The 12,972-nt window shown below is 51.4% G+C and carries 13 protein-coding genes and 1 pseudogene; all 14 read left to right on the top strand.

Annotated elements, in window-relative coordinates:
- Nucleotides 1-136: 136 nt before the first annotated feature.
- Nucleotides 137-1,690 (top strand): anthranilate synthase component I, encoded by a 1,554-nt coding sequence (gene trpE, locus QU597_RS18600; protein ID WP_310829319.1) that lies wholly within the window; start codon nt 137-139, stop codon nt 1,688-1,690.
- Between the two features lie 128 nt (nt 1,691-1,818).
- Nucleotides 1,819-2,859, top strand: a complete 1,041-nt coding sequence (trpD, locus tag QU597_RS18595) for an anthranilate phosphoribosyltransferase (protein ID WP_310829318.1) — start codon at nt 1,819-1,821, stop codon at nt 2,857-2,859.
- The gene (gene trpC / locus QU597_RS18590; protein ID WP_310829317.1) at nt 2,849-3,679 is read left to right on the top strand and encodes an indole-3-glycerol phosphate synthase TrpC; all 831 of its coding nucleotides are present in this window, start codon (nt 2,849-2,851) and stop codon (nt 3,677-3,679) included. Before trpD ends, trpC begins: the two co-directional genes overlap by 11 nt.
- Nucleotides 3,672-4,352 carry a phosphoribosylanthranilate isomerase gene (locus tag QU597_RS18585; RefSeq protein ID WP_310829316.1) on the top strand — a complete coding sequence of 227 codons (681 nt, stop codon included), beginning with the start codon at nt 3,672-3,674 and terminating at the stop codon, nt 4,350-4,352. Before trpC ends, QU597_RS18585 begins: the two co-directional genes overlap by 8 nt.
- Nucleotides 4,349-5,545: a tryptophan synthase subunit beta gene (trpB, locus tag QU597_RS18580; RefSeq protein ID WP_310829315.1), complete on the top strand. Its 1,197-nt coding sequence runs from the start codon at nt 4,349-4,351 to the stop codon at nt 5,543-5,545. The genes QU597_RS18585 and trpB overlap by 4 nt, the downstream gene beginning before the upstream one ends.
- Nucleotides 5,545-6,366 (top strand): tryptophan synthase subunit alpha, encoded by an 822-nt coding sequence (trpA, locus tag QU597_RS18575; protein WP_310829314.1) that lies wholly within the window; start codon nt 5,545-5,547, stop codon nt 6,364-6,366. The genes trpB and trpA overlap by 1 nt, the downstream gene beginning before the upstream one ends.
- A 54-nt stretch (nt 6,367-6,420) precedes the next feature.
- Nucleotides 6,421-7,518 carry a histidinol-phosphate transaminase gene (gene hisC / locus QU597_RS18570; RefSeq protein ID WP_310829313.1) on the top strand — a complete coding sequence of 366 codons (1,098 nt, stop codon included), beginning with the start codon at nt 6,421-6,423 and terminating at the stop codon, nt 7,516-7,518.
- Between the two features lie 48 nt (nt 7,519-7,566).
- A complete protein-coding gene (locus QU597_RS18565; protein ID WP_310829312.1) occupies nt 7,567-8,661 on the top strand; it encodes a prephenate dehydrogenase in 1,095 nt (364 codons plus the stop codon).
- A 229-nt stretch (nt 8,662-8,890) separates the two neighbouring features.
- Complete coding sequence (locus QU597_RS18560) at nt 8,891-9,283, top strand: hypothetical protein (RefSeq protein WP_310829311.1); 393 nt, start codon at nt 8,891-8,893, stop codon at nt 9,281-9,283.
- A 575-nt stretch (nt 9,284-9,858) separates the two neighbouring features.
- Entirely contained in the window at nt 9,859-10,446 is a 588-nt protein-coding gene (locus QU597_RS18555; RefSeq protein WP_054941346.1) for an RNA polymerase sigma factor, read from the top strand.
- Nucleotides 10,447-10,451: 5 nt separating this feature from the next.
- Nucleotides 10,452-10,547, top strand: a pseudogene (locus QU597_RS28855) (hypothetical protein); the annotation flags it as partial.
- 51 nt (nt 10,548-10,598) lie between these two features.
- A complete protein-coding gene (locus QU597_RS18550; RefSeq protein WP_232380883.1) occupies nt 10,599-11,045 on the top strand; it encodes a hypothetical protein in 447 nt (148 codons plus the stop codon).
- Nucleotides 11,046-11,199: 154 nt separating this feature from the next.
- Nucleotides 11,200-11,787, top strand: coding sequence for a histidine phosphatase family protein (locus QU597_RS18545; protein WP_310829310.1), 588 nt, complete (start codon nt 11,200-11,202; stop codon nt 11,785-11,787).
- Between the two features lie 90 nt (nt 11,788-11,877).
- Nucleotides 11,878-12,966, top strand: a complete 1,089-nt coding sequence (locus QU597_RS18540) for a hypothetical protein (protein WP_370656277.1) — start codon at nt 11,878-11,880, stop codon at nt 12,964-12,966.
- Nucleotides 12,967-12,972: the final 6 nt, after the last annotated feature.

The following is a 12,972-nucleotide window of genomic DNA, read 5'->3' as shown; positions in this document are numbered from 1 at the left end:
CAGTTTATGCATAGTTTGGAATAATGCCCGGTCCTGAGCGCTTTTTCATATACTTACCTACAACAACCTCTACTTCGGTAGAGGTTTTTCTGTATTTCGGATAATATACTCGTACATTCCAAGGAGGTATCCCAAAATGACTAATCCTAGTGTTGAAGAAGTGGTATCACTGTCGCGGGAATATAACCTGATTCCGGTAGTGAAGCGGCTGCTTGCTGATATGGAGACTCCGATCCGCCTGTTTCAGCGGTTTGCCGGTGAGTCCCACGCGTTTTTGCTGGAAAGTGTAGAAGGCGGCATTCAATGGGCCCGGTATTCTTTTATCGGCAGTGATCCGTTTCTGATGATATCCGGGAAAAAGAATGTCATTCACGTGAAGGTCGGCGGGGAGCAGAAGCGGCTGACAGGCAAACCGATCGAGGAGCTAAAAGCACTGCTCCGCTCCTACCGCAGTCCAAAGCTGGAAGGGATGCCTCCGTTTACCGGCGGTGCGATCGGATTCTTCGGATATGATCTGCTGCAATATTATGAGAAACTCTCGCCGCATGCGGTAGATGATCTCGGCACGGATGATATCCGCTTCATGTTCTGCGACCGGATCATTGTCTTCGATCATGTGAAACAGCAGATCCTGCTCGTAGGCAACCTGCACATCAAAGACGGGGATACGGACTCTGACATCCGTACAGCCTATGAGGCTTTGAACCGCAAGCTGGAGGACTTCGCCGAGGAGCTGCAGAAGGAAGGGCCGAAGGAGAACGTTAACCGCCGCAGCATTCCCCAGGATATCGAGCTGGGCGAGATTCATTCCAACCTTACTAAGGAACAGTACATTTCCAATGTTGAGCAGGCCAAGGAATATATCCGGGCCGGAGATATTTTTCAGGTGGTGCTGTCGCAGCGCCTGCATATTGAGACGGAAGTATCCCCGCTGCATGTCTATCGGATGCTGCGTACACTGAATCCTTCTCCGTATATGTATTATCTCAAAATGGATGAAGAGATCATCGTCGGTACCTCTCCGGAAGCGCTGGTGAAGGTGGACGGCAGCCGAGTGGCCACCCGCCCGATTGCCGGAACCAGACCGCGGGGGGCGAATGAAGCAGAGGACCGGGCTCTCGCAGCTGAACTTCTGGAGGATGAAAAGGAGCGGGCGGAGCATCTGATGCTGGTTGACCTCGGCCGCAACGATCTGGGCAGGGTATCGAAGTTCGGCACGGTGAAATGCGACTCCTTTATGGAGATTGAGAAGTACTCCCATGTCATGCACATGGTTTCAAATGTGTCGGGGACCTTGGACGACAATAAGGATTTCTTCGATGCCTTCCTGTCATGCCTGCCGGCCGGTACCGTCTCAGGCGCACCGAAGCTGCGGGCGATGGAGATCATTTCCGAGCTGGAGCGGGAAGCCAGAGGCGCCTACGCCGGAGCTATCGGCTATCTCGGGTTCTCCGGGAATATGGATTCCTGTATTACCATCCGCACCATCATTTTCCGTAAGGGCCGGGCCTATGTGCAGGCGGGAGCAGGGATTGTGTGGGACTCGGTACCGGAGAAGGAATATGAAGAGACCCTTAACAAAGCGAAGGCCATGCTCAAAGCCATCCGGATGGCGGAAGCCATGTTCCCGGTAGAGATCAAAGAAAAACAGGTAATCAATCAGGATTACATGTACGAATATACGCCTTAATCAGAGAACAGGACAGAAGAGCTGAGCAGAGAATGCTCCATAAAACTTAGCAAATGCTCTCGGAGAGAGTTTTGTCCGAAGCGGTTCAGCGAGGTTATCCTAACAAAACTTTTAGGAGGAAAAAGACTATGGATGCAAGTCAAATGATACAATCAGGAATTGCCGGGCTGATCGAGGGCAAAGATCTTAGCCGGACCCAGGCCCGTGAGATCATGGGGACCATTATGGAAGGGGTGGCATCCCCGGCGCAAATCGGTGCGCTGTTGACTGCACTGCGGATCAAAGGGGAGACCGTCGAGGAAATCACCGGCTTCGCGGAAGCGATGCGCGGATTCGGGACACCGGTGCTCACAGAGCGCACCCGTCTGCTGGATACCTGCGGTACCGGAGGCTCAGGCATTCATAAATTCAATATTTCGACCGCCTCGGCAATTATTTCTTCAGCGGCTTCTGTGCGCGTGGCTAAGCACGGCAACCGTTCCGCCTCCGGCAGAGCCGGCAGCGCGGATGTACTGGAAGCGCTGGGCGTCAACATTCATTTGAACGCAGAGCAGGCCCGGCAATGCCTGGACCATATCGGCATCTGCTTCCTCTTTGCCCAGATCTATCATCCGTCCATGAAATATGCTGCTGCGCCGCGCCGCGAGCTGGGCTTCCGGACAGTGTTCAACATGCTGGGGCCGCTGACCAACCCGGCAGGAGCCGACCGTCAGCTTATGGGTATCTACGACCGCGATAAGACAGAAATTGTGGCCAATGTGCTGAAGGAGCTGGGCTCCAAGCGGGCGATGATTGTCAGCAGTCTGGACGGTCTAGACGAAATAAGCATTTCGGCGCCTACCCAGGTATCCGAACTGAAAGACGGCATTGTCACCACCTATGAAATTACCCCTGAGGCTCTGGGCCTGAGCCGGCATCCGCTGGAGGATGTGCTGGGGGGAGATGCAGCCGAGAATGCTGCAATTATAACTGCAGTGCTGGAAGGAGCCTTAACTCCATACCGTGATATCGTACTGGCTAATGCGGGTGCCTGCATCTATGTTGCCGGTTTGGCGGACAGCTTGAGTGCAGGTGTCCAGGAGGCGCGCCGTATGATCGATTCCGGCAGTGCGCTGCTTAAGCTGGAACAGCTAAAAGCCATGACGAAGGAGCTTGATTATGTATCTTGATAAAATTGTCGCTACCAAAATCAAAGAGGTTGAAGCTTTAAGCAAAACCTTTTCCCTGACTGACGCAGAAGAGGCAATCGCCGGGCTGCCGGCCACAAAAGGTTTCCGGGAGGCACTTGTTAGGCGGAGGAACCGGGAGATTGGCCTTATCGCGGAGGTGAAGAAGGCTTCGCCTTCCAAAGGGCTGATCCGTGCGGACTTTGATCCGGTATCCATCGCCCAAGGTTATGAAGCAGGCGGGGCCGACTGCTTGTCGGTGCTAACGGATGAAGACTATTTTCAAGGCAGCGGTTTGTATTTGCAGCAGGTTAGGGCAGCGGTAAACCTTCCTTTATTGCGCAAGGATTTTATTATCGACGAGCGTCAGATTTATGAGGCCCGTATATTGGGGGCGGATGCTGTCCTGCTAATCGCGGCTATTCTAACTCCGGAACAAATAGCTTCCTTTACAGATTTGGCAGCTTCACTCAGCTTGGATGTGCTTATAGAAATCCATGACCGCAGCGAGCTTGAGCTTGTAGCAGGTACAGGGAAAATGGAGCAGCCCCACGTGCTGCTAGGTATTAATAACCGCAATCTGCGCACGTTTGAGACGAGACTGGAAACGACAGCAGAGCTGGCGGCTCTGGTGCCGGATGGAGTTCCGGTGATCAGCGAGAGCGGGATTGCCGGACCGGATGATATTAAGTATTTGCGCCAGACCGGTACCACAGGTGTACTGGTGGGAGAGTATCTGATGAGGCAGCAGAACGTCGAAGAGGCGGTGAATGAACTGCTCGGCCCGGTATCCGCCGGAAAGGATCGTGCTTTTCATGGCTGATACATTGGTAAAAATCTGTGGACTTCAGGACGTTGAAGTGCTAAAATCTATGAAGCGATTACCGCTTGATTATATCGGATTTGTATTTGCACCCAGCCGCCGCAGGGTAACACCTGTACAGGCAGCGGAGCTCGTTGCCGAGCTGTCGGCATGGGAGGCGGGGAAGTCTCCTGGTGCAGCAGGGGTATTCGTCAACCCCGGCCTGGAAGAGCTGAAGGAGCTGCTTTCAACTGTGCCGCTGGATGTGATCCAGCTGCATGGACAGGAGAGCGCAGCGTTCTGCCGGGAGGTCAAGCAGGCTTTTCCGCAGGTTAAGGTCTGGAAGGCCATCTCCGTGGCAGGCAAGGGTCAGGCTGGCGATCCCGATGGGCCCGCTAATGTGGCAAGCTATACCGGTTCTGTTGATGCATTGCTCCTCGACACTTATGATCCGCAGGGAAGCGGCGGCTCGGGGCGCACCTTTGATTGGGGGCAGATTCCGGTCTTCCAAGCTGCTGCGGAAGCGCATGGACTGCCTTTATTTATAGCAGGGGGACTTCATCCGGACAATGTGAGTGAACTGCTGGAAGCCTACAGACCTGATGGCGTAGATGTCTCCAGCGGCGTGGAAAGCGGCGGGATTAAGGACCTCAATATAATGACTTCTTTCGTGGAAAGGGTGAAGCAATCATGATACAAGTACCGGACAAGTACGGACGTTTTGGTTCTTTCGGAGGCCGCTTCGTTCCTGAAACCTTAATGAATGCACTGATTGAGCTGGAGGAAGCCTATGCGAAATATTCGGCAGAACCGGCTTTTCAGGAAGAAATAGATTATTTACTGAAACAGTATTCCGGACGCGAGACCCCGCTGTATTATGCAGAGCGTCTCAGCAAGCAGCTTGGGGAAGCCAAGATCTACCTGAAGCGTGAAGACCTTAATCATACCGGAGCACACAAGATCAACAACGCGATTGGTCAGGGGATCTTAGCTAAAAGAATGGGCAAAACCAAGGTTATCGCCGAGACAGGCGCCGGCCAGCACGGGGTGGCTACAGCAACAGTGGCAGCACTGCTGGGCATGGAATGCAAGGTGTTCATGGGCGAAGAGGACACACGCCGTCAGGCGCTTAACGTCTTCCGCATGAAGCTGCTTGGCGCCGAGGTGATTCCGGTGACGTCCGGTTCCCGGACCCTTAAGGATGCAGGTAACGAAGCTCTCCGCTACTGGGTCAGCAATGTGGAAGATACCTTTTATATCTTGGGGTCAGCAGTCGGTCCTCACCCGTACCCGATGATGGTCCGCAATTTCCAGCGGATTATCGGTGACGAGACCCGCCGCCAGATCCTGGAGGCCGAAGGCCGTCTGCCGGACCTGCTGGTTGCTGCAGTCGGCGGCGGCAGCAATGCCATCGGCATGTTCTATCCATTCATGGAGGATGAGCAGGTGGGGATGATCGGCGTAGAGGCTGCCGGCAAGGGAATTGATACTCCATTTCATGCAGCAACAATGAGCAAAGGCAGCCAAGGCGTGTTCCAAGGGTCTTTAAGCTATCTGCTGCAGGATGAATACGGTCAGGTTACAGAGGCTCACTCCATCTCCGCGGGCCTGGATTATCCGGGAGTCGGACCGGAGCATTCCTATCTCAAAGATATTGAACGTGCCAAGTATGTGCCGGTTACCGACGCTGAAGCCCTTGATGCGCTTAAGCTGCTGTGTGTAACCGAAGGAATCATCCCGGCGCTGGAATCGGCCCATGCCATAGCTCATGTAGCGAAGATTGCTCCGGATCTAACTAAGGATGACATTGTAGTCATCTGCCTCTCGGGACGCGGGGACAAAGATGTGGAATCGATCATGGCTTATACGGAAGGGGCGGATAAGTGATGACAACAGAAACAACCAACCGGATGGATGTGACCTTCCGCAAGCTCAAAGCCGAAGGAAAGGCTGCATTGATTCCCTTTCTTACAGTAGGGGACCCCGATCTGGATACTACGCTCGCTATTATTGCCGAATTAGAGGCGGCTGGTGCAGACATTCTGGAGCTGGGGGTGCCTTATTCCGATCCGCTGGCCGACGGACCTGTTATCCAGCGGGCTTCGTCCAGAGCGCTTCGCGGCAATATTCATCTGCGCACCTGTATGGAGACTGCACTGAAAGCCCGCCAGGCGGGCAGTGAGCTGCCGTTTATTCTGTTCACTTATTATAATCCGGTAATGCAAATGGGACTGGATACGTTTTTCGCCGAGCTCGATACTCATGAGATTAGCGGGCTGATTATTCCCGATCTGCCGGTGGAAGAGTCGGAGGAGATGCGTAAGCGCAGCCGTGAAGCTGGAGTGAACCTCATTCCGCTGGTTGCACCTACCTCCAGTGAGCGGATTGAGCGGATTGTTTCGGGAGCCAGCGGCTTTGTTTATTGCGTCTCCTCCCTGGGTGTAACGGGGGAAAGATCGTCCTTTCATACCGGTGTCGATGATTTCATTGCTTCCGTACGCCGGGCGACAGACCTTCCGGTAGCGGTAGGCTTCGGGATTTCCACCAGCGAGCAGGTCGCGCGTTTTGCGCAGATTTGCGACGGGGTTGTCGTGGGCAGCGCCATAGTCCGCAAGGTGGAGGATGTTATTCCGCTGCTGGATAATCCAGCCACACGAAGTGAAGGACTGTTGCAAATTCGTGAATTTGTGGCACAATTAAAGCCATAATGGTCTGACAGACCTTTAAAAGCTGTAATTATCACTGGAGAGCGAGGACCACAGATGAATCCGAAACCGAATATTGTTAACCTCCCAGTCTATAAGCCGGGAAAACCAATCGAAGAGGTCAAAAAAGAGCTTGGCTTAGACGAGGTTATTAAGCTGGCTTCTAACGAGAATCCTTATGGAGCGTCCCCGAGTGCAAAAGCCGCAATTATCGCGGATTTGGACAATCTGTTTCTGTATCCTGACGGATCAGCCGCTGATTTGACTGCTGCGCTGGCCAGCCATCTTGGAGTGCAGAGTGACAATATCATTTTCGGCTGCGGCTCAGATGAGATTATCGCCCTGATTGCCCGGGCATTTTTCCTGCCGGGCGATGAGACGATTATGGCTGATCAGACCTTTTCCGTATATAAAAGCAATGCGGATATCGAAAGTGCCGTTACTATTGAGGTGCCGCTTGTAGACGGAACGCATGATCTTGACGGCATGCTGGCCCGGGTTACCGAACGGACCAAGGTTATCTGGATTTGCAATCCCAATAATCCTACCGGGACGATTGTGCCGGAAGAGGCGCTGGTGAAGTTCCTGAATGCGGTGCCTGCCGGGGTAATGGTTGTGCTGGATGAAGCTTACTTTGAATATGTGACTGACCCGTCCTATTCGGATGGAATCAAGCTGCTGGATCAATACCCGAACCTGGTTGTGCTGCGGACCTTCTCCAAGATTTATGGCCTGGCTGCACTCCGGATCGGTTACGGAGTTGCCAGCCCGCAAATTATTAACTTAATCAACAAGGTACGTGAACCGTTCAATACCTCCCGTCTGGCCCAGGCTGGTGCTCTGGCTGCTCTGGCCGATCAGGCTTATGTGGAACAGTGCCGCCGCCTCAACAGTGAAGGCATTGTACAGCTCGAGGGAGAATTCAAGCGTCTGGGTCTCAAATCCTTCCCTGCGCACGGTAATTTCATCATGGTGGATGTGCGTAAGCCAGCTTCCGAAGTCTTTGATGCCCTGCTGCGCCTTGGGATCATCGTGAGAGCCGGACACCGGCTATACCCGACCTGCATACGCGTTACTGTAGGCTCGGCCGAGCAGAATAAGTCCTTTATTACAGCTCTGGAACAGACGCTCAAGGAGCAGGAAGTAAGGGCGTAAGAGGGAAACGTTCAAGACGATACCATAGAAGGCAGGTAGTACAAAGATATGACGACTAAAATAGCAATCTTCGGTGTCGGTCTGATCGGAGGCTCACTGGCCCTTTGCTTCAAAGGCAAGCCGGGTCTGACCGTCGTCGGCCATGCCCACCGCCCTGAATCCGCGATTAAATATGTCAGCAGAGGCGTAGTTGATCAGGCTACCCTTTCTGTTGAGGAAGCAGCGCTGGGCGCCGATTACATCTTTCTGTGTGTTCCTGTAGGCATGCTTGAGAATTATCTGCAGCAATTAAGCAAGCTTCCGCTCAAGCCGGGCTGTATCATCACAGATGTCGGCAGCACCAAAGCCAGTATCGCAGCATGTGCGGTTTCGCTGGATATTCCCGGTGTCCATTTCATAGGCGGACATCCAATGGCAGGTTCGGAACGCTCAGGGGTAGAAGCTGCCTCGTCACTGCTGTTCGAGAATGCCTATTATGTGCTGACCCCTCCGCCAGGAGTGCCGGAGGAGGCTTACGGGGCACTTCAAACCTTGCTCCTACATACGAAAGCACAGATTGTCAGACTTGATCCGGAGCGCCATGATGAAATTGTGGGGGCAATCAGCCATTTGCCGCATATTATTGCAGTTGCGCTTGTGAATCAGATTCACGCTTATGATTCTGAGGATTCGCTGTACAGCACCCTGGCTGCCGGCGGTTTCCGTGACATTACCCGGATTGCGTCCAGCGATCCGATCATCTGGCGCGATATTTTACTGAATAACCGCTCGGTGATGCTGCGTCTGTTGAAGGACTGGAATGAAGAGGTATCATCATTTATTCAATTGCTTGAGGATGCGGACGGAGACGGAATAGAGGAAGCCTTCCATGAAGCGAACGGTTTCCGCAGCCAATTGCCGGAACGGCGCAAAGGGATGATTACTCCGCTGTTCGATCTTCATATTGACGTTCCCGATCATCCGGGGATCATTGGCCGTATCGCAACCGAGCTGGGGGATCAGGGCATCAACCTCAGCAACGTGCAGATCATTGAGAGCCGTGAGGATGTTCCAGGCATTATGCGGCTGTCTTTCCGCCAGGAGAACGATATGGAGCGGGCCAAAATTCTGCTGCAGCATAACGATTATACAGTGTACGTATAGGAGCCGGACACAGCCGGGTCCTCCATCATCATGTAATAGACAGATTTATATATCTGTGCGGATAGCGTGTGCCGATCTTTTACGGTACACGCTGTTTTTGTTATAGCGTAGTGCCAAAATGAGGAAAACAACATACTTCTCGAAAAAAGTATATACTTGAAGCAGATCACAGGATTGCAATGGGCGCCTTGCAGAAAGGTCTTCAAACAAAGAAGCGGAGGAAGGTCAATTGGGCGTTCTGGCTAATATCAATCAATCGTTCGATGAAATCGAAGAACAGCTTAAATATTTTATTCATAATAATTCCTCAATTGAATATGTAGAGATGCCGATAGAGTATGTAAGCTCAGGAACATATGCCTGGGTAAGATTAAAACAGAATGAGCTGTATATGCAAAACAGTATCCTATCTGCTTATTTAAACCTAATAACCTTATGTGATTTAATCTTAAGAAATGTTAAAAGTCCGAATATCGAGGAGTTTGCCAAGAGTACTGAGCTGGTGTTGAGTTATATTGGCCAAAATACGCTGCTGTTTTTTGAATCGCTGGAGAAGGTTTTTGCGGATATCAAAGAAGAACTGGATGTTCAGCGGGGAATCATTGCACAACCTTATCAATAACTTGACGGGTAATTACCCAAAAAAAAGAACCGCTTACAAAGTAAGCGGCTACAATTCACAATTGATATTGGAATCGTACAGTGTTTGGATAGGAGTGGAGAGAAACCATACTGTACTTTTATTATATGTATCCGTTTACATTTTGTCAACCGTTTCTATAAACTTATTTTTCTAAGCCGCTTATTGAAGCTGGCTATGCTATTCAGCAGATGCCGGGTGGGATTCTCCAGCTTTCGACGCCATATGGATAATTAGGCCATCCTGCTGTTGGCTTAAGTCTATTAATGTCATCCTGTTAGAATGTATGCTATACTAGGTTAAGTATGTTTATAGATTTCTTCCTGGTATTTCCAGCATGGGATTACCGGAGCTCTGGAATCTGTAAAGATGCATTTTCTGCCTGTATTTAAATGCAGCATATCTTTTTTCAAAGGACTCGGAATATACATAGGAAGTATTGCCTTATTTATTGCAAATGTAGAGGATTCAACGCAACTTTTTCAAACCTGCCCGGTATAATTAGGTACGGACCGGACGGGATTAATCGTGCTAGGGCGAGGAGGGCCGAACTCACCATGACGGATTCCCAGTTGATCCAGCTAATCAAGCAAGGAAACACAGAACTATATTCGGAACTGATGCGAAGATACCAACGTAAAATACTGGCTTTTGTCTATCATATGCTTAAGAACTCCCATATGGAGCTGATTGCCGAAGATCTCTGCTCGGAGACATTTTACAAAGCATTCCGGAGCCTGCATTCCTTTCGCGAGGTAGATGCTTCATTCTCGACATGGCTGTACACGATCGCCCGCAACACAGTGCTCAGCGAGCTCCGCAAGAACCGTGCAGGCAATGTCTCTCTCGAAGAGAGCGGGTACACGCCGGTAGCACCGGCTGAAGTAGCTCCTGAACAGGCTGCACTGCGTAAGGAACGGATGAACCTGGTCCGTGAAGCCATCAATAATCTTCCGGAGAAACAGCGCTCAGCGCTGATTCTGCGTGAATACGATCAAATGGATTATCAGGAAATTGCCATTATTTTGGATCAGAGTGTCAGCTCCGTGAAATCACTGTTGTTCCGTGCAAGGAGCAGTGTGAAGCTCCAACTCGAATCCTATTTTTATGAGCCTGAAGCAGAAGAGCAGGCTGAGAGGGTGTAAGGCCAATGAACTGCAGGGAAGCGCAAGATTCCATTCCGCTTTTGTGGGACGCTCCCCCCACTGACCCTAAGCGGATTGAGCTGGAGAGGCATATCGCGGGTTGTTCTTACTGTACTGCTGAATGGGCTTTATGGCAGGAGAGCAGCGAGCTTATGCAAGATACAAGGGTGGAGATCAGCGCGGAACGCGCTGAAGCCATTAATCTCAAGGTTATGGAGCGTATTTATCTGGAAAGCCCTTGGCTGATGCCCGGGGACGGGAAGTCTGCAGGCAGTACTGCCGTTTTCCGCAAACGCCTGAGCCTTTGGATCGCCTGCTTTCTGGCAGTGTTTTTATCGAGTTTCCTGTACTTTACGATGTTCAAAACACCGGATAACACGAGTTCGGCACAGAGCGGCATTATTGAAACAGGGGTAGCCGGTCTTACACTGGAGTGGTCATCTTCCTATCCGGTGTCAGAATCCCAGGGCGGCATTATCGAGCCGCTTGTTGTGAGCATGGGGCCGACACATCCGCAGTATTGGATGGTGCTGTCCATGCTGGGCGTGGCGTTGTCTATCTTTTTGCTGACCCGGCTCAACCGTTACCGCAGACAATGATGAAGTCCCTTTACTCAGGTAAAGCGGACTTTTTTGTTGCCGTTAAGCCTGTAATTTTATTCAAAACGCAGCATTATAGTTCAAAAAGAAGACATTTGTTTTCATTCATGATACATTATTAAGCAAACATATTGGATGGAAAGGGTGATATGCGATGCTGATCGGCTTAATACGCCATGGACTGACGGATTGGAACGCGGAAGGGAAAATACAGGGACAAAGTGACATTCCGCTTAACGACGAGGGCCGGAGGCAGGCTGATATGCTGGGTGAGCGGCTGTTGCATGAACCCTACCATTGGGACTACTGTATCACAAGCGGTTTGTCCCGTGCAGAAGAGACAGGGAAGATCATTGCCGCCAAGCTGGGTATCCCGTTACTCGAGCCTGATCAGCGTATACGGGAACGCGCTTATGGACAGGTTGAGGGAATGACCGCCCTGGAGCGCGAAGCGAAATGGGGCAAGGAATGGAATCTGCTGGAGCTTGGGCAGGAAAAAGACGAGCAGCTGCAGCTGCGCGGACTTGCCTTTATGGAGGATCTCTCCACCCGGTATCAAGGCAGCAATGTGCTGGTCATCTCTCACGGAGGTTTCCTGGCCCAGCTGTACACTGCGCTCTATAAAGACAAGTACACGGAGCGGCTCGGCAATTTGTCCTTGACCATTATCGAAAAGAACGAGCAGGAGTGGAAGCCGCTTCTGTATAATTGCACCCGTCATATTTTGCAAAATCAGCGGTGACCCGAATCTTCGGGTTATTTTTTTTGAGAAATAAGGAATAAAAAGGGCTGTATTTCCCATAATGGTAGTAAAACAGTGAGGCGATGAATGATGAATCTGGCGGATATGCTCACTTACGCAGACATTGGTCAGCTTACCGCCATAGCGGGACGCTATCAATGCGATTGCAAACGGAATTCGAAACATGATTTGATCCAGAGCATTCTCATCACACTTGGAAGCCGGGATTTCATGGAATCCCATATCCGGAGCTGTACACCGGAGGAATTACGGTTCCTGAACACACTGCTGTTTGACGAACGCAGCCATTTCAGTCTTGAAGATTTGCTGGCTGCGGCAAGACAGGCATCCTTCGATGCTCCTGCCGGCACAACAGGGGGATACCGTGAGATGGTCAGCCGGTTCAAAAGCGGCGGCTGGCTGTTCAGCGGTGCCTCACAGCAAAGCAAGTATCTGTTCCAGGTTCCGGAGGATTTGAAGAACCGTTTCCGTGAGCGGATGGGCGAATACATCAAAGAAAAGGTATCCGGCAGCTGTGAACCGGCAATGTACCGCGGGGAAGGGGATTTACTGGCAGAAGATCTGCTGCTGTTCCTGCGTTATGTGAAGGAGAATAATCCCGAGCTAAATCAGGAGGGGGCTCTCTATAAACGGTATCAGCAGGGGCTGATGAATGCACTTCAAATTCCGGAACCGCTGCTCGGTAAAGGGGGCTGGAGATTTGGTTACGGCAGAGCCTGCGAGCATTACCCGCCCAGATTAGCCCTCCTGTATGATTATGCCAGGCACCGCCGCTTTATTGCTGAAGAAGGCTACCGATTACAGGTGACTTTGGCAGGAGAGGCATTACTGGCCGAAGGAAAATCGGAAAGACTGATGCAGATATTCCTCTTTTGGTTAAAACTTTATAAAGGTGCTGTTCCCAATCTTCCGTCAATCGTATACTGGATTAGTAAGAGTGCCGGTGAGTGGGTAACCGTTTCTTCTCTGGTAGAAGGAATAGGCTGGCTCATTAAACCGTTCTACTATGATGATGCCGCTTCAATCCTGGAACAGCGTATATTAAGGATGATGCTGCATTTGGGGATGATCCGGCTGGGTGAGACACCGGGTGGGCCGGTAGTCATGATGACCCCATGGGGAATGGAAGCGGCTACTCCGAGGCGGCTGCCTAAGTAAGGGGGA

The sequence above is a fragment of the Paenibacillus pedocola genome, assembly GCF_031599675.1.
In the GTDB taxonomy this organism is placed as follows: Bacteria; Bacillota; Bacilli; order Paenibacillales; family Paenibacillaceae; genus Paenibacillus_AQ; species Paenibacillus_AQ pedocola.
This window is presented reverse-complemented; position numbering and strand designations above follow the sequence as displayed.

What these genes read in the sequence shown, in the direction of transcription:
- QU597_RS18565 (WP_310829312.1), top strand. Translation starts at nt 7,567, where the DNA reads ATGACGACTAAAATAGCAATCTTCGGTGTCGGTCTGATCGGAGGCTCA.
- trpA (WP_310829314.1), top strand. Translation starts at nt 5,545, where the DNA reads ATGACAACAGAAACAACCAACCGGATGGATGTGACCTTCCGCAAGCTC.
- QU597_RS18550 (WP_232380883.1), top strand. Translation starts at nt 10,599, where the DNA reads ATGCAAGATACAAGGGTGGAGATCAGCGCGGAACGCGCTGAAGCCATT.
- trpC (WP_310829317.1), top strand. Translation starts at nt 2,849, where the DNA reads ATGTATCTTGATAAAATTGTCGCTACCAAAATCAAAGAGGTTGAAGCT.
- trpD (WP_310829318.1), top strand. Translation starts at nt 1,819, where the DNA reads ATGGATGCAAGTCAAATGATACAATCAGGAATTGCCGGGCTGATCGAG.
- QU597_RS18585 (WP_310829316.1), top strand. Translation starts at nt 3,672, where the DNA reads ATGGCTGATACATTGGTAAAAATCTGTGGACTTCAGGACGTTGAAGTG.
- trpB (WP_310829315.1), top strand. Translation starts at nt 4,349, where the DNA reads ATGATACAAGTACCGGACAAGTACGGACGTTTTGGTTCTTTCGGAGGC.
- trpE (WP_310829319.1), top strand. Translation starts at nt 137, where the DNA reads ATGACTAATCCTAGTGTTGAAGAAGTGGTATCACTGTCGCGGGAATAT.
- QU597_RS18555 (WP_054941346.1), top strand. Translation starts at nt 9,859, where the DNA reads ATGACGGATTCCCAGTTGATCCAGCTAATCAAGCAAGGAAACACAGAA.
- QU597_RS18545 (WP_310829310.1), top strand. Translation starts at nt 11,200, where the DNA reads ATGCTGATCGGCTTAATACGCCATGGACTGACGGATTGGAACGCGGAA.
- hisC (WP_310829313.1), top strand. Translation starts at nt 6,421, where the DNA reads ATGAATCCGAAACCGAATATTGTTAACCTCCCAGTCTATAAGCCGGGA.
- QU597_RS18540 (WP_370656277.1), top strand. Translation starts at nt 11,878, where the DNA reads ATGAATCTGGCGGATATGCTCACTTACGCAGACATTGGTCAGCTTACC.